Genomic DNA, 16,806 nt, shown 5'->3' on the forward strand with positions numbered 1-16,806 from the left:
AGCAATGAACTCTTCTTCACTGTAACATATACATCATGATATTCGTAGGCGATTTGCATGGAGGGTATCCTGCATTATTAGATAATATTGGCAAAAAAAGGATCATCGATGAAAGTATTATTCAGGTCGGTGACTGGGGCTTAGGTTTTGCACCATTGACAGATGACCTGAAAGCCCTTAAACGCGTGGATGACTTTCTGCGTGAGCGGGACGTTACGTTATATATTATCCGTGGTAATCATGATAACAAATGGTATTGGGATAACGCTCAGAAGTTCGGGCTGAAGCATGTCCATCTCGTCAAAGATTATGATACACGCATTATCGATGAGCAACGCTTATTGTTTATAGGTGGAGGTATTTCTATTGACAGAAATACCAGGAAACTTAACAAAGATTACTGGCCGAACGAAATTTTTAAACTGAATGAGCAGCTGGTACAAAATATTTGCTCGCATCGAGTTGACATCGTTGTTTCACATATTGGTCCCAAATCCTGCTGGCCCTATAAGTTTACACCCCTGGTAGAATATTATATTGAGCAGGAAAGAAACGCAGGACGCGATCTCAGGGCGGCCCTGCTTGCAGAACGTAAACAAATGGAAACAGTCCTGCACCATGTCAAAACTGCCGGTGTGAAAGAATGGTACTATGGTCATTACCATGAATCAGTCACTGAGCAAATTGGGAATATCATATTCAGGTGCCTCGATATTGGAGAACTATATCATCGCTCATAACGGAGCGGTCTGTTCCAATCCCCTCTTTTATACATACATTCCCCTAACTATGACAGCCTGAAATTCAGACTTTAGCTTATCTTGGGCGTCAAATTGTAGACGTCCATTTACCCCTTATCACGTATCTCTCATAAGAGATTGACCTGTAACAACTCAGAGAGATATTATAATTATATACCATCATTAAATAACTACCCTGGCTGTGAATTGACGATATTTCGTAATTTCCCATCTGAAGGAATGACACATACAACTCACAACCAAAGAGTTATACAATTGGCATAATTTAAGTCTTCTTAAGACACCACTATAAATCAGCATTATCAACCTATATGATCACACTTATTATTGACGACAATGCCATCGCTAGAACTACTCTTCTGGAACTCACCAGCCAGATTAAAGGCGTTGTTGTTGCCTGTGAGTGCGGAAATGCCCTTGATGCCTACAATTATCTGCAGGAGAATAACGTAGACCTGCTGCTGCTGGATATTGAAATGCCAGGGATGTCCGGACTAGAGTTGACTAAAAACCTAGGTAATAAACGCCCGGTTATCATCTTCACCACTTCAAAAAAGGAGTATGCCGTTGAGGCATTTGAACTGAATGTGGCCGATTATCTTGTAAAGCCTATCACACCAGGTCGTTTCCTGCAGGCAATAGAAAAGGCCAAACAGGTCTTTGAAAGCAATAAGGAGGAAATCCGTTGGGAGAATGACGAATTCATCTTCATCCGGGATTCCAATATCGTCAGGAGGCTTAAACTCGAGGAAATCCTCTATGCTGAGGCTATGGGTGACTATGTTAAGCTATTCACTGCCAAGAAGTTCTTTGCTGTACATACTTCTTTGCGCTCGCTGGAGGAAAGACTACCAGCTGCGCGTTTTCTAAGGATACACCGCTCATATATGGTGGCTATTGACAAAATAGACACCCTGCAGGACGGCGCAGTACTCATTGGAGAGAAGAGCCTTCCTGTGGCAGATGCCTATCGTAAGACGCTCAATAAACGTATGAACGTACTCTGATACCAAACGCCCGAATAGGGGTTCCCAACGATCGATTTTGCCTGTCCGGCGAAACAGGACCTTACAGGAGCTCCTGGTATATGATTTTTACAGATTGACATGAATAACAATCGCTTTACATACCTGGTCATCACTGCGTTCCTTATTGGCACGCTGATACTGGCGTTTATCCAGTATAACTCGGCAAAGAATATTGATCAGCTGATCAAGGGCAATCAGCAACTGCTGCGCGAACTGCAGGCAGGCAATAAGTTACGGGAACTCGAGCGTGATATTATCTGGGTGGAGTCCAGGATCAGGGCGGCTATCGCTACTGATGACACCTCCCATATAGAAGGAGTGGACGCGAAAATCGCAGAAGTAGAAGCTTTCGTGGATACACTGAAAGACATGAATACGGACGATAGCGCCATTATGTATATAGAGCGGCTGAAGTACCTCGCAGGATTGAAGCTGCACAATAAAAATCAGCTCATGCATGAGTTCTTCCGCTCAGGAAGAATGGATGATACCAGCCTGATTGCCAATCCACGGGCCAGGGAGATCTCTAATGAAATCAGTACCGTAACCAGGAAGATCTACGATAGCCGTCAGACTATCATGACTGCCCTTAGCAACAATATCAATGAAAGTAGCAGAAGAGCAAAAAACTGGGGGATTATCCTGAACTGCCTCATTCTGCTGACTGCTGCCGGCATGATCTGGTTTGTCATGAGCAGAATACGTAAGCAACAGCAGCTGATCCTGGAACTGGACAGATCTGAAAAGAAGATACGTGAGGTGGCTATGATCAAAGAGAACTTCATGACCAATATGAGCCATGAGATCCGTACTCCACTGAATGCCATCCTGGGATTCACCAATCTGCTGAAGGCTAAAAAAATGGATGATTCTTCAGCTGAGTTTGTAGGATCTATTCAGAAGGCAGGAGAGAACCTGCTGACCATCATCAACGATATACTGGACCTTTCCAAAATAGAGGCAGGTATGGTCAGGATTGAGTCTAATCCTTTCAGTGTAAGGGGATTGCTGCATTCAATACAAACATTATTCAGCGAAAAAGTAAAAGAAAAGAAGCTGTTGCTGCAGGGCGAAATAGCACCTGATGTACCGGACACACTCATTGGAGACGCCACCCGCCTGACGCAGGTACTTGTCAATCTGATCGGAAATGCCCTGAAGTTCACCGAAAGGGGTCGTATCCTGGTATCTGTGACCAACAGGCAAAGCGATGGCAATATCATACAACTGGCATTTTCCATTGCAGATACAGGCATAGGAATAGAACCTTCCAAACTGGCCTGCATCTTCGACCGGTTCAATCAGGCGGAAGATTCCATCACCCGTAAATACGGCGGCACCGGACTCGGACTGTCGATCGTAAAAGACCTGGTCATATTACAGGGTGGAGATATCAGTGTAGAAAGCGAACCAGGAAAGGGAACAACCTTTAGTTTCTTCATTCCCTATGCTATCGCTTCCAGGCAAATGCCGATACCAGAAACGATTGATATCAGCCAGTTTAAGATCACTACAAACAAGAACGTTAAGATACTGGTGGTGGACGATAATGAGATGAACCGTAGTCTGATGAAGCATCTGTTCACTGAGTGGGACCTCTCGTTTGAAATCGCAAGCAATGGTATGGAGGCTATCGAATATGTGAAAAAAGACCGCTACGACCTGATACTGATGGATATTCAGATGCCGGAGATCGATGGTTACACAGCCACCCGCATCATCCGGAACGAATTAAAACTCGAATTACCAATAGTGGCCATGACAGCGCATGCGCTGGCAGGAGAGCGGGAAAAATGCCTGAGTAACGGGATGAACGAATACATCTCCAAACCGATCAACGAGAAGGAGCTCTACCAGCTGATCAATCGTTTTACATCCTTATCAAATGTAAGACAGGACAGCCCTGTTGTACCAAAAGTACAGGCCCCCGTTTATCATTATATCAGCCTGGATTATATGAAAGAGATCAGCCGGGGCAATAAGGTATACGAGAAAAAGGTTACAAGACAATTCATTGATGCAGTACCACTGGAAGTGGCTCAACTGCAGACTGCATATAGTAACAATGACATTACAACATTAAAAAGTACCGCACATAACCTGAAAACCACCATTTCAATAATGGGGCTTACAGAGCGGTTATCTCCCACACTGGATGAACTGGAGTCAATAACAGCGATCACTCCACCATTACAAATCCACATTGATCTCTTGAAGTCATTCACAGACAATGCGATAAAGGAGGCAGAAGATTTTTACTCACAGGTGTAACGTTAACCCCGGGTAACCCGGAACATTAAAGAAGAGCAGCTCACAACCTGCTCTTTTTTTGTGCCCGCAGGTTTCCTCCCACAGCGACAGTTTTTGCCTATTTGGCGAACAAGCTCCCTCTTCGCCTTTCAATTGAAGTAGTTTTATATCAACACACAGCAAGCATTCAAATCACTAAAATCTAAAGCCTCCCATATGCTACGACCTATATTTAACGCCGCCCGCGATCACTACCAGGGAGATCCATTTGCTCCGGTAGAACTACTGATGTATTCAGATCTGCATAATGCGTCCTGCGCATCTATATACCCGGCGATCAGGCATCTTCGCAATGTGATGGGAAGCGATCTGAAATTTGTATTCCGTCATTTTCCTTCCCCGGACAAACATCCTTTATCACTGGATGCAGCTATCGCGACAGAAATAGCAGCTAAATATGGTAAGTTCTGGGAAATGCATGATATCGTGATGGAGAATCAGACGCGCTTATCACGCGCGATGTTTCCCTATCTCGCATCTGCAGTAGGCGTAGAACTGCCCTTCTTTGAAGAAGGCAGAAAACACAGGGCTGTTTTCCACAAGATAATTAATGACTATGAAGGGGCCAGCCGTAGTGGGGTAGATGCAGCTCCTACCATTTTTATCAACGGTAAAAAATATAACGGGCATCTTCATTACGCCAGCTTATACAAGACCTGTCGCTACGCTATGACATTAAAAGAAATGGCATTTTAAAAATCCTCCTCCTTTAACGCTCAAATACTGATGTTATGACTACTACGAAACCATTCTTCGAAATTTACACTTTTGACCAGATAAAAGATAATCACAATTTCATTGGTAGTACCCCGCATGCACATGAACTGATAGAGATCATCTGGGCCGTATCAGGTGACTGTTCTCTGAAAGTTGACATGCAAACATATTCTCCTCAGGATGATCAGATATTCTGTATCATGCCTAATCAGACGCATCAGCTTACAGCAGATCCGAATGCTGAAGGATATATTATCCGTTTCAATGAACTCTTCCTCCAGGAATATAATTCTGTTTATCATGCAGACCTGCTCCTGGTCCTCATACAATCTGCCAATATTAAATACAGCGAAGAAACGCGTCAGGAAATACAGTATGTAATGGATAAGCTGATCCATGAATTTGCACACCAGCAGATCTACAGTCCTGACATTCTGAGCCGTTATCTCAATATACTTTTCATACATATGTCGCGCCAGTCGTATAGTCAGCCACCGGCAAGTCAGCAGAACCATAACATCAGACAGGCAAAACGCTTTATCCAGCTGGTAGACCAGAACTTCAGATCACACAAGAAAGTCTCTGAATTTGCAGAACTGATGTGTGTTACTCCCAGTTACCTGAACGAGGCTATAAAAAAGACCACGGGGTATACCGCAGGTCACCATATCCGCCAACGTGTAATACTTGAGGCCAAGCGATATGCAGCGTATTCCGACGCCAGCATGAAAGAAGTCGCGTGGGACCTGGGTTTCACGGATATCTGCTATTTCAGTAAATTATTTAAAAAAGAGACAGGCTATAATTTTTCGGAGTTTAAGAGAAGACAGGAAAAGGTGTTAGCTGTTTAGCAGATAGGGCATACCAGTGAACACTGGTATGCCTTTTTGGTTGTGTTTATTTTAAGTTAAGACCCGCGGCTGATTGCCGTGGGTTTTTCTGTTTATATACTGTTTAACCGGTTTACCCACATCACCTGACTGATATCGACCTATACGCCATTTCAGCTAACACTGTAAAATTAGCCGTCCTGTTTGTCTGATTGCCCCCTCAAATTGTCCATCTCCCGGAATATCACTCTGACGCCCGGTGGATTTAGGACACCTTTGTTTCAGCAATAACAAAACAACCAGCAATCATATGAACACAAAAACAACTAAAGCAATTTACTGGGCAGGTGCCATCTTCATTTCCCTGTGGTTTGGATTAAGTGGCCTTTTCGAATTAACGAAAAACCCGATTGTATGGGACATTACTGTGCAACTTGGTTATCCTGCCCATTTTATTTATATTCTTGGCGTAGCTAAACTTTCCGGTGTGATCGTACTGCTGACACCTAACAGGTTACTAAGACTAAAAGAATGGGTATTTGCAGGAATATTCTTTGATATCATCTTCGCTTTCTTCTCAAAACTAGCCGTACTTGATCTTACAGCAGGAATAGATGCGATCGTTGCCTTTACTGTCATCAGTGTAACTTATGTTATGTTCAGAAAACTTTACCCGGTTACTTACACCCGGGCATGATACACAAAACAACGGACAGTATTTTTAGAAGTGGCAATGCCTGAGAATGCTCTCGGGCATTGTCACTTCTAAAATACATCAGACGTTTAGTGAATATTAATGGTTGATCCGTGTCATATGCCATAATTAATAAATAAGTCGGGTATGGCCTTAAGGTCGTCTTTTAGTAGCTATTACCGGCACAATCAGTTCCCCACAATAAAACTGACATGGCAAATCAGCCCCCATGGCGGCTTCCGTCTACCATCAACGGTCTAACTATGTTAGTGTATCGAACTTGTCGAAATCATTTCATAATTTTGTTCTTTGATAACGTAGAATTCATACTGCACTATAATGATTCATTTCTTTGTGAACCAAAAAGACTACGTCTATTGTGTTCAAACAGCAACCGACCTTGCTAAAGAAGATACTCAAAAGCTCAGCTGGCTCTTCGGCAACGCTAAAAAACTGGATGATAAGACTGTAAACCGTACCTATGTGGGTCCCCGCGCTGCGATGATCACTCCGTGGAGTACGAACGCTGTTGAGATCACGCAGAACATGGGTATCAGTGGCATCATCCGTATTGAGGAATTTGAGCCGGTTCCGGCTGATTTCAACAACTTCGATCCGATGATTTCCCAGAAATACGATGCGCTGACTCAGGAAATCTATACCATTGATATTCAACCAGAAGGAATTCTGGAAATTGATAATATCGATGCCTATAGCAAACAGGAAGGACTGTCACTGAATCCGGAAGAAGTGGAGTATCTGAACAAGCTTGCGGTTAAAATTGGTCGTAAGCTGACTGATTCTGAAGTGTTTGCGTTCTCTCAGGCCAACTCTGAACACTGCCGCCATAAGATCTTCAATGGTACCTTTATGATCGATGGAGAGGCAATGCCTACTTCACTGTTCAAACTGATCAAGAAAACATCTGAAACAAATCCAAACGATATTGTTTCTGCTTATAAAGACAACGTGGCCTTTGTTAAAGGCCCGAAAGTGACTCAGTTCGCTCCGAAATCAGCTGACAAGCCTGATTTCTACGAAGAGAAGGAATTTGAATCCGTTTTATCACTGAAAGCAGAAACACACAACTTCCCTACTACGGTTGAGCCCTTCAATGGTGCGGCCACTGGTTCGGGTGGTGAGATCCGTGACCGTCTGGCAGGTGGCCAGGGCTCTCTGCCTTTGGCGGGAACCGCTATTTACATGACCCCTTACTCCCGTTTGCTGGAAGACAGGCCATGGGAAAAGGCTATGGACGAGCGTAAATGGCTCTATCAGACACCTGTAGACATCCTGATCAAAGCATCAAACGGTGCCTCTGATTTCGGAAATAAGTTCGGTCAGCCGTTGATCACAGGTTCCGTTTTCACCTTCGAACATGAGGAAGATGGGCGTAAACTGGGTTATGACAAAGTGATCATGCAGGCTGGCGGTGTTGGCTACGGTAAGTTAAATCAGGCGAAAAAACACACTCCTAAAGAAGGCGACAAGATCGTCATCCTGGGTGGTGAGAATTATAGGATCGGTATGGGTGGTGCTGCGGTGTCTTCCGCAGATACCGGCGCTTTCGGTTCAGGTATTGAACTGAACGCTATCCAACGTTCCAACCCGGAAATGCAGAAACGTGCGGCGAATACGATCCGCGGATTCGTAGAATCGGATAATAACCCTATCGTTTCTATCCATGACCATGGTGCTGGTGGACACCTGAACTGTCTGTCAGAACTGGTAGAAGATACCGGTGGTCTGATCGACCTCGATAAGTTACCAGTAGGAGATCCAACCCTTTCTGCAAAAGAGATCATCGGTAATGAATCTCAGGAAAGAATGGGTCTGGTGATCGGTGAAAAGGATATCGAGACCTTACAGAAAATTGCCAGCCGTGAGCGTACGCCAATGTATAATGTAGGTGATGTAACCGGTAACCATCGTTTCACTTTTGCATCTTCCTCTACAGGCGTAAAACCAATGGATTTCGCGCTGGAAGACTTCTTCGGTTCTTCTCCGAAGACGATCATGAAAGACAGCAAGATAGTTCGTCAGTATGCTGACCTGTCCTATAATGTGAAAGATGTTCCTACCTACCTGAACCAGGTTTTACAGCTGGAGGCAGTAGCAAGTAAGGATTGGCTGACAAATAAAGTTGACCGTTGCGTGGGTGGCCGTGTTGCCAAACAACAATGCGCCGGACCATTACAGCTGACACTAAATAACGTTGGCGTGATGGCACTGGATTATAAATCAACTGAAGGTATCGCCACAACGGTAGGTCACTCTCCACTGACTGCCCTGGTAGATCCTGCTGCTGGTTCCCGTAATGCGATTGCGGAAGCACTGTCTAACATCGTGTTTGCGCCGATCAAAAATGGCCTGAAAGGTATTTCCCTATCTGCCAACTGGATGTGGGCCTGTAACAATCCGGGAGAAGATGCACGCTTGTACGAAGCTGTAAAAGCCTGCTCCGATTTCGCTATCGCATTAGGTATCAATATCCCGACAGGTAAAGACTCGCTGTCCATGAAGCAGAAATATCCTAATGGGGATGTAATTGCTCCGGGTACAGTGATTATCTCTGCTGCTGGTAACTGTATTGATATCAATAAAGTAGTCGAGCCGGTATTGCAGAAAAACGGAGGTTCCGTTTATTATATCAACTTATCTAAGGATACTTTTAAACTGGGTGGTTCGTCGTTTGCACAGATCAATAACAAGATCGGTACAACAGTGCCTTCTGTACAGGATGCAGCTTATTTTGCCAAGGCATTCGATGCTATCCAGGCTTTAATCAACAACAATCAGGTGGTGGCCGGTCATGACATCGGTTCCGGTGGTCTGATCACCACGTTATGTGAGCTGTGCTTCGCAGATGTGAATCTGGCAGCCAGCTACGATCTGAGTGGACTGAATGAAGCGGATACAGTTAAAGCGTTGTTCAATGAGAATATCGCGGTCGTACTGCAGGCGAAAGAAGATGCGGCATTTGAACAGGCATTGAAAAATGCAGGTGTGGAAGCAGTGAAGATCGGTACTGTTAGCGAAGGAAGCAATGTAAGTTTCAAGAACAACACTGATACCTTCACTTTCAATGTGGCTGACATCCGCGATACATGGTTTAAAACATCCTTCCTGTTAGACCAGAAACAGTCGAAGAACGGAATGGCGCAGGAGCGTTTCAATAACTATAAAGTTCAGCCTTTACAATATACTTTCCCTGCACAGTTTAACGGAAAGAGACCAGCGATCGACCCATCAGCACCTCGTCCTAAGGCGGCTATCATTCGTGAAAAAGGCTCTAACTCAGAGCGTGAAATGGCGAATGCAATGTATCTGGCAGGATTTGATGTGAAAGATGTACACATGACTGACCTGATCTCCGGCCGTGAAACACTGGAAGATATTCAGTTCATTGGTGCAGTAGGGGGCTTCTCTAACTCCGACGTATTAGGTTCGGCTAAAGGTTGGGCTGGTGCATTTATGTATAATGAGCGTGCAAAAAAAGCATTGGACAACTTCTTTGCCCGTCCGGACACAATGTCTGTAGGTATTTGTAATGGTTGTCAGCTGTTCATGGAACTGGAGCTCATCAATCCGGACCATGCTGAACACGGGAAAATGCACCATAACACCTCCGGCAAGCATGAATCTAACTTCGTATCAGTAAAAGTACAGGAGAACAACTCCATCATGCTGAAAACGTTAGCGGGAGCTACTTTAGGTGTATGGATCTCTCACGGGGAAGGTAAATTCAAACTGCCTAACACAGAAGATCAATATAACATCGTAGCAAAATACGCTTATGATGCATACCCTCACAATCCAAACGGATCAGACTTTAACACTGCGATGATGTGTGACGCAACTGGTCGTCACCTGGTGACCATGCCACACATAGAGCGTTCCATCTTCCAATGGAACTGGGCGCACTATCCAAAAGATCGTCAGGATGAGGTAAGTCCATGGATAGAGGCTTTTGTAAATGCAAAACAATGGTGTGTAACACACAATAAATAATCAATGAATACGAAACCCACTCAATTGAGTGGGTTTCGTATTTCTAATCTAAAAGGGGCAAAAGGGATGACCTTCGCTACCATATTGTTCTAAAGCTGCCATGAAAGCCCAGACTATGCCCCAAGTCATGCAATAATATTCTATATAGTACTTACATAGTCCGCCACTTTACAGGTATCACCAACCGCACCACCTCAAACGCCACCAACAGCAGGACATTTACAATAGCAATATCAAGGAAGCGGTATTTAAATGTCCAGCCAAGTGGTGCTTTTCCCTTATCTGCTTTCTCAAGATAATGCATATAAGCATCCAGTTCCAGATAGCTAACAGGACCAGATTGATAGGGATAATCTTTTGTCTCTTCATTCCTCAGAAGAATACAATTTTCCTCTCAAAAAGAATTATGTAAAGACCATATACCTGAGAGACAAGAAGCGACATCAACAATAAGATAAAAGATAAGAAAACCGAACAAATATCATTTCACTCATGTTATCATAACACGACTCAAAGCATCCATTAGAGACAGAAAATAATATTCGTATCTGCAAGCAGGCACTTCTCCTCTTACCTGCAGCGATCAATCTTTGTATTCACACAAGTATCTGCACCATTTAACACGTATACCACAATGTAAGGCGTCATCCGAAAAGCCTTTAAAAGAGTAGGAAATCAAAATAACCAAAACTCAATTTTATGTCTGTAGATTCAAAATTCTACTATCGTCTCAGCACGATGTTCAGAGGGCCTGATATGGACCTTGATATCTTCAATGGCGGCCCGCAAAACAACATGCCGCATTTAGCTCCAAAAGCTGATTATTCCGGCCAATACTGGTTTATTGAGCCATCTGAGCAACAAGGTTACTTCAGGCTCAGTACCCTGTTCAGGGGGCAGGACATGTGCCTGGACGTTTATAATGGCGGACAGTTCAATAATATGTTACATCTCGCGCCCAGAGCCGATTATTCTGGTCAATACTGGCAACTCACACCCCATCCGGACAACCCCCAGTATTTAATTCTGACCACCTTATTCCGCGGGCCGGAATTGCAACTGGACATCTTTAATGGCGGTGAATATAATGATCAACCACATCTTGCCCCAGCAGGTAATTTTAGCGGACAATACTGGCTATTGACCAAAACCGATAAACAAGTTTCACAAGTGAGCGCCGAAAAAACGGTAACTGCATGACTATCAACATAGGATTACCCATTTTCGGATGGGTAGCTCTGTATCTACCTGGGTAAAGCTACCTGCTTAAAGAGTGTATGATCGGCTTATTATAAGGTCACCACAAGGTCACTTCAAGGTCACTTCAATATCCTATAGATATCGAAGTGCCCTTGAAGTGACCTTGTGGTGATCTTATAATGCCCTATTCGTATGACGATCATACCGGCATAAAGAGATGAGACCGCCTATAGCAGGACGGTCCTGATAACTATTGTTTTCAGCTTAAAGAATTAAAAAAAGGCTTGTCTTCCGTAAAGAAGCAGCATATTGATCACTCCTGTAAACAGACTCTCAAAGGGACGTGATATCTCACAGCCACCTTCCTACCATTATGTTTCCCAGGTATCCATTTAGGCATAATGTCCAGCACTCTAATACCTTCCTTATCTAACGGTGAATAAGCTGATTCGGCCTTATCCAGGATACACTTATCTATTACATTTCCTGCAGTATCTATTACGAATGAGAGCTGTATTGTCCCCTGATAGTAGTCGTCTCCTTTGGGATATCTGAGCGTTTTACTCAAGTATTTAGCAAGGGCCTCTTCTCCACCTGGAAAGGTTGGCGGTTTCTCTACGAAATCATATACAAACATCTTCAGCCGGGAATCAAAAAGCGTCTCACTATGCTGTGCTTTTAGATGAAGACGCAGCGCGCAACAGAAGAAAAACAGTAAAAAGGGATATTTTCCGATGGACATATGTGCAATAGTATTAAACTATCCGCAGACAAAAAAGCCTGCCTATTATCGTTATATTTGGATAGGTAACCCATTAATCCGGAACAAGGTAATAACATAACGATCACCATGCCCCTTGGAAACAATTTACTCTTTTTCTTTAGCGCCCTTGGCGCATTTAATGCCTTCCTTATAGGCATCTATTTTCTTTTTTTCACTGCGAAGAAAACACTATCCAATGCTTTACTGGGAGCCCTGTTAGTTGTCCTGAGCATCCGCACTGGAAAATCGGTCGCCTATTTCTTTGACTATCATATTCCAAGGATAATCCTCCAGATCGGGTTAACAGCCTGCCTGTTCATCGGGCCTTTTTTATACTTCTTCGTGAAAACAGAAATGCAGCAGATCAGGAAACTACCTGTATCGTGGAGCATACAACTGGGGATATGGGCAGCCATCATACTGGTAACCGGCTTAACGTATCCCTATGCTCAATTCCCCGGCCTCTGGACGTCATACATAATACCCGTGATCTATCTTCAATGGGGTGTTTACATTGGCCTAACCCTCATTCTGATGAAATCGCTGTTGAAGAAGATCCGTGAGAAGGAAAAGCTGAAGCCTTTCGAAAAGTGGATACTGGCTATTACGATGACCATATTTTTAATATTTGCCGCCTACGTATGGGCTATTTCAAGGCTTACCAGGGGCAGTTATATAACAGGACCGTTGTACTTTTCTGTGATAACCTATCTGGCTATATTTATCTTGTTATACCGGAAAAAAGCAAGTGATCTGACCACCTTTGCCAGTCAGAAATATGGCGACAAAAAGCTGGATGAGGATGAAGCCAGACAGATCGTTGCCCGGTTACAAAAAGTAATGACTGAAAAGGAGCTTTTCCGGAATGCAGGTTTAAAGATCGGTGACCTGGCCAGTGAGATCGATATACCCAGTCATCAGTTGTCCAGGATACTGAATGATAGTCTGCAGAAAAACTTTACGCTCTATGTAAATGAATACCGGGTGAACGCAGCCTGTAAGATGCTGTCATATCAGACAAATTTCACCATAGAGGCAGTTGGAGAGGAGGTAGGATTCAATTCAAAGTCCACATTCTTTGCCACATTCAAAAAAATTAAAGGATTGACTCCCAATGCCTATATGCGGGAAAGTACTCCGGATTCATAAATCCGTACTAATGTTATTACCCCTTATCACCCCAAGAATGATGGAAACTGCATCTTTGGCTAAACGCTTTTAAATGAAAAAGATAGCCCTGTTGCTGAGCTTATTATTCATTTCCATTACCACATTTTCCCAGGATAGTCCTGCTGAACGACAATTGATTGAGAAGACACTCTCACTTTACTTCGATGGCTGGGCTACTGGCGACACGGTTAAAGTACGACAGGCGATGCATGCCTCCTGTCACCTGAAAAATTACAGGGATGGGAAATTTACGGATTATACTAGGAATCAATATCTTAGCCTGTTCAAACCCCACCCAAGGCCCCAAAACCTGCAGACCCGCATTGTCAGTATAGATATTACCAATAACATGGGTAGCGCAAAGATTGAGATCAATACAGGGAAAGACCTGTTCACTGACTATTTCAATCTGATGAAAACTGATGAAGGCTGGGTTATCGCGGATAAGGTATCTACCAGAACGCCCCAGGTTATAGGGGACACCTATGTGGAGGCAGGGAAGAAGGTCGATTCCATGTACAACTCTTATAATTCACATACTCCGGGTGCCGCCGTAGCTATTGTGAAGGATGGAAAAGTTGTCTTTCAGAAAGGATATGGGATGGCGGACCTGGATCATGGCATCCCCATCACACCACAAACGGTTTTTAATATTGCATCAGTATCGAAACAATTCACGGCCTTCGCTATTTACCTGCTGGCCAGTGAAAGTAAGATCACACTGGAAGATGACGTCCGCAAACACATACCTGAATTACCGGATTATGGTACAATTATTAAAGTGAAACATTTGCTCGCGCATACAAGTGGTTTGAGAGATCAGGCGGCGCTTTCGTCTTTAGCCGGAAAGCGGTCAGGCGACGTAGAGACAACTGAACAGGACCTGAAATTAATTGTAAGACAGCAAAGCCTAAACTTCCCCCCTGGTACAGCCTTCGGTTATTGCAATACGGGATATACGCTGTTAGCGGAGATCATACGGCGTGTAACCGGCCAATCAATCGCGATATATACCCAGGAAAAGATGTTCAAGCCACTTGGTATGGCCAGCACCCGGTTTAGTGATAACTACGAAACAGTGATAAAAAACAAGGCGGAATCCTACGAATTGATAAATGGGGTTTATTATCACCACCCATTGAATGCCTCTAATACAGGTCCATCCAACCTGCTGACCACTGTGGAAGATCTAACCAAATGGGTATTGAATTTTGAGCATCCGGTAGTAGGAACACCCGAAATGATAAAAGCCTTCAATGAAGCATCTTACCTGAATAATGGACAGAAAGTGATCTTACGGATATCCGGAGATGGGGATACCCTTTTTCATGCTAAAGGACAAAACCTGAGCAATTTTCTGGGGATTGCCATGATCTCTCACGGAGGACATGCGGCTGCGTTCCGCACATTTATGGGACGTTTTCCAGGGGAGCGGCTTGCTATTATTGCGCTCAGTAATGATGAACACAATGAGCGACTGAACGCCCGATGGCAAATGGCTGGTTTTTATATAAAAGATAAATTGAAACCGGAAAAGCTCGCTTTAACAGCAGCGCCCCAGCCAACAGTTAAACAAGTTGTGAAGTACACTGATAATTTAAAAGACTTCGCAGGCGAATATCATAGCGAGGAACTTGGGACGGATTACACGCTTATTGTATGTGGAGATGTACTGGTAATGACACATCTGAGGTTGCGGGATGTCACGCTGAATAGGATGGGAGAGGGTCAATTCTCAGGCGCCGGCCCGGAGACATTTCCTTTTGAGATGACCTTTCTGAGGGATGATAAACATACAGTAACCGGGTTCAAGATCTCGAACTTTGGAGTGAAAGATTTAAAGTTTGTGAGGAAAAAGTAATGGGAAGATGGTTAGATTGTTGTTTCACAGGTAAATAATTCAGGGGAGTATTTTAATTTACCTCAGCGGCTAAACAGAAAGGCCTGTAAAGAAATTCAGGCCTTTCTGTTGACTTCCTTAAGGGATTTGTCAGGCCGTTCTATGAGCGCTGATAATTAGCTGACATGAATACTATAGGTATTATTAAGGTCTTTGCAACGCAATGATCTTGTCATACACAGTTTTCACATCATCAATAAACTCCAGGCTATTCTGTTGTTTAACGCCAGGCCAATCAATACCCTGCATCATATTGAGTCTTGCATCTGTTGGCCCCAACATGATCGTTCCGCTATTATCTTTCTTCTGGTTAAAGCTGATGTCCGAGATAGACCGGATGTTAAGCGATTTAACCTCCTGGCTGAATATCCCGGATTTAATGATTATCCTGTCGTTGGTAATACCATAAAGTGTGTTTCCTCTTTTCTTCGCATCTATGAAGAAACGTCCGATAGTAATATAAAGACCAACGCAAACGAAAGGAAGTCCCGATAATTTAAAGAAAAAGGGAGCGCCGGTACCAACAGCCGTTGCTTCCCAGAATATGGCGAATCCAGCCCAGAATATGCTGAAGGGAATTAAAAAAGCATCTGATGATCGCAGCATGATTCCTGTTTTGGGCTTTCCCACCCATACAAATCTTTCATTGGCGGTAAGATTGGGCCTCAGGTCCATCTCAATGTCATAGGTTGTCATAAATAATAGAAGGTTTAGGGATTATATATGCTTAAGTAAGTTCTACCTGTATTTGATTATGCGGTTTAAGTCCCCCGGTATTTGTTTGACCCAATTAGCAATGCAGCAGTAGAATATTACTTCTGCGCAAAAATATGAGTTAATAGGATTCGAGTTAAAACAAAAAAGGCCTGCATTACTGGAAACCTTTTATTTCACGCTCTATCAGGAAAATGACTGGACCAGTTGATAAATGATCTCTTTACCATTAGCGAAACAATGATGAATTTTGTACCCATACAAAACATTCCTTTACACAAACAGACCTGATAGTAAGAAATATGAACATAGTTGGTAAATTTCATGTAATAGATACATTCACACATAGGGTTGATAAGGAGGAATGGGTTATTGTAGGAAACCTTGTTGGTGGAACTATTGTCGCTGGCAACCTTATAAGTTTTGCCACAAAAATGGGGGAGAAGACCTTTCGGAACTGAAGATGTTAAGAGATACTGAGATTAACATCCAAAGTATATGATACCTATTCCGAGACAGCTGCAAAATAATTTTTTTTAAAAACAAAAAGGCTTGCATCACTGCAAGCCTTCTCTTTTTTCGCTCCCCCTGCTGGACTTGAACCAGCGACCCTCTGATTAACAGTCAGATGCTCTAACCAACTGAGCTAAGGAGGAGTGCGTATTCCCCGTTTGGGATTGCAAAGATAGATATTTTTTGATTCGCGCC

General features: G+C 43.6%; 13 protein-coding genes and 1 tRNA gene. 10 read left to right on the top strand and 4 right to left on the bottom strand.

Annotated elements, in window-relative coordinates; translation table 11 throughout:
* The first annotated feature begins 35 nt into the window (after positions 1-35).
* The 7 genes from GWR21_RS18535 to purL all read left to right on the top strand — a co-directional run bounded on the left by GWR21_RS18535 (position 36) and on the right by purL (position 10,351).
* Positions 36-740 (top strand): metallophosphoesterase, encoded by a 705-nt coding sequence (locus tag GWR21_RS18535; protein WP_162333185.1) that lies wholly within the window; start codon positions 36-38, stop codon positions 738-740.
* A gap of 332 nt (positions 741-1,072) precedes the next feature.
* Entirely contained in the window at positions 1,073-1,768 is a 696-nt protein-coding gene (locus GWR21_RS18540) for a LytR/AlgR family response regulator transcription factor (RefSeq protein ID WP_162333186.1), read from the top strand.
* Between the two features lie 99 nt (positions 1,769-1,867).
* A complete protein-coding gene (locus GWR21_RS18545; protein ID WP_162333187.1) occupies positions 1,868-4,060 on the top strand; it encodes an ATP-binding protein in 2,193 nt (730 codons plus the stop codon).
* 195 nt (positions 4,061-4,255) lie between these two features.
* Entirely contained in the window at positions 4,256-4,795 is a 540-nt protein-coding gene (locus GWR21_RS18550) for a DsbA family protein (protein WP_162333188.1), read from the top strand.
* Between the two features lie 35 nt (positions 4,796-4,830).
* Positions 4,831-5,667 carry a helix-turn-helix domain-containing protein gene (locus tag GWR21_RS18555; protein ID WP_162333189.1) on the top strand — a complete coding sequence of 279 codons (837 nt, stop codon included), beginning with the start codon at positions 4,831-4,833 and terminating at the stop codon, positions 5,665-5,667.
* Between the two features lie 289 nt (positions 5,668-5,956).
* On the top strand, positions 5,957-6,343 hold the full coding sequence (locus GWR21_RS18560; RefSeq protein ID WP_162333190.1) for a DoxX family protein: 387 nt from the start codon (positions 5,957-5,959) through the stop codon (positions 6,341-6,343).
* 336 nt (positions 6,344-6,679) lie between these two features.
* Complete coding sequence (gene purL / locus GWR21_RS18565) at positions 6,680-10,351, top strand: phosphoribosylformylglycinamidine synthase (RefSeq protein ID WP_162333191.1); 3,672 nt, start codon at positions 6,680-6,682, stop codon at positions 10,349-10,351.
* 151 nt (positions 10,352-10,502) lie between these two features.
* Here purL and GWR21_RS18570 read toward each other — a convergent pair whose 3' ends face one another.
* The gene (locus GWR21_RS18570; protein ID WP_162333192.1) at positions 10,503-10,655 is read right to left on the bottom strand and encodes a hypothetical protein; all 153 of its coding nucleotides are present in this window, start codon (positions 10,653-10,655) and stop codon (positions 10,503-10,505) included.
* Between the two features lie 395 nt (positions 10,656-11,050).
* Here GWR21_RS18570 and GWR21_RS18575 point away from each other — a divergent pair, with 395 nt between their 5' ends.
* Positions 11,051-11,551 (top strand): RICIN domain-containing protein, encoded by a 501-nt coding sequence (locus GWR21_RS18575; protein WP_162333193.1) that lies wholly within the window; start codon positions 11,051-11,053, stop codon positions 11,549-11,551.
* A 313-nt stretch (positions 11,552-11,864) separates the two neighbouring features.
* On the opposite strand, the gene GWR21_RS18580 is transcribed toward GWR21_RS18575, so the two are convergent.
* Positions 11,865-12,293 (bottom strand): energy transducer TonB, encoded by a 429-nt coding sequence (locus GWR21_RS18580; RefSeq protein ID WP_162333194.1) that lies wholly within the window; start codon positions 12,291-12,293, stop codon positions 11,865-11,867.
* A 108-nt stretch (positions 12,294-12,401) separates the two neighbouring features.
* Here GWR21_RS18580 and GWR21_RS18585 point away from each other — a divergent pair, with 108 nt between their 5' ends.
* Both GWR21_RS18585 and GWR21_RS18590 read left to right on the top strand, forming a co-directional pair.
* Positions 12,402-13,463: a helix-turn-helix domain-containing protein gene (locus GWR21_RS18585; RefSeq protein WP_162333195.1), complete on the top strand. Its 1,062-nt coding sequence runs from the start codon at positions 12,402-12,404 to the stop codon at positions 13,461-13,463.
* 73 nt (positions 13,464-13,536) lie between these two features.
* Complete coding sequence (locus tag GWR21_RS18590; protein ID WP_162333196.1) at positions 13,537-15,345, top strand: serine hydrolase; 1,809 nt, start codon at positions 13,537-13,539, stop codon at positions 15,343-15,345.
* A gap of 183 nt (positions 15,346-15,528) precedes the next feature.
* Here the strand turns inward: GWR21_RS18590 and GWR21_RS18595 are convergent, their stop codons facing one another.
* Both GWR21_RS18595 and GWR21_RS18600 read right to left on the bottom strand, forming a co-directional pair.
* Positions 15,529-16,080, bottom strand: coding sequence for a PH domain-containing protein (locus GWR21_RS18595; protein ID WP_162333197.1), 552 nt, complete (start codon positions 16,078-16,080; stop codon positions 15,529-15,531).
* A gap of 600 nt (positions 16,081-16,680) precedes the next feature.
* Positions 16,681-16,754: transfer RNA gene (locus GWR21_RS18600), tRNA-Asn, on the bottom strand.
* Positions 16,755-16,806: the final 52 nt, after the last annotated feature.

The organism is Chitinophaga agri (genome assembly GCF_010093065.1).
GTDB lineage: Bacteria > Bacteroidota > Bacteroidia > Chitinophagales > Chitinophagaceae > Chitinophaga > Chitinophaga agri.

Bases quoted from the DNA above. Each gene is read 5' to 3' on its own strand.
- GWR21_RS18575 (WP_162333193.1), top strand. From the start codon at position 11,051: ATGTCTGTAGATTCAAAATTCTACTATCGTCTCAGCACGATGTTCAGA.
- GWR21_RS18550 (WP_162333188.1), top strand. From the start codon at position 4,256: ATGCTACGACCTATATTTAACGCCGCCCGCGATCACTACCAGGGAGAT.
- purL (WP_162333191.1), top strand. From the start codon at position 6,680: ATGATTCATTTCTTTGTGAACCAAAAAGACTACGTCTATTGTGTTCAA.
- GWR21_RS18590 (WP_162333196.1), top strand. From the start codon at position 13,537: ATGAAAAAGATAGCCCTGTTGCTGAGCTTATTATTCATTTCCATTACC.
- GWR21_RS18555 (WP_162333189.1), top strand. From the start codon at position 4,831: ATGACTACTACGAAACCATTCTTCGAAATTTACACTTTTGACCAGATA.
- GWR21_RS18540 (WP_162333186.1), top strand. From the start codon at position 1,073: ATGATCACACTTATTATTGACGACAATGCCATCGCTAGAACTACTCTT.
- GWR21_RS18545 (WP_162333187.1), top strand. From the start codon at position 1,868: ATGAATAACAATCGCTTTACATACCTGGTCATCACTGCGTTCCTTATT.
- GWR21_RS18570 (WP_162333192.1), bottom strand. From the start codon at position 10,655: ATGCATTATCTTGAGAAAGCAGATAAGGGAAAAGCACCACTTGGCTGG.
- GWR21_RS18595 (WP_162333197.1), bottom strand. From the start codon at position 16,080: ATGACAACCTATGACATTGAGATGGACCTGAGGCCCAATCTTACCGCC.
- GWR21_RS18535 (WP_162333185.1), top strand. From the start codon at position 36: ATGATATTCGTAGGCGATTTGCATGGAGGGTATCCTGCATTATTAGAT.
- GWR21_RS18580 (WP_162333194.1), bottom strand. From the start codon at position 12,293: ATGTCCATCGGAAAATATCCCTTTTTACTGTTTTTCTTCTGTTGCGCG.
- GWR21_RS18560 (WP_162333190.1), top strand. From the start codon at position 5,957: ATGAACACAAAAACAACTAAAGCAATTTACTGGGCAGGTGCCATCTTC.
- GWR21_RS18585 (WP_162333195.1), top strand. From the start codon at position 12,402: ATGCCCCTTGGAAACAATTTACTCTTTTTCTTTAGCGCCCTTGGCGCA.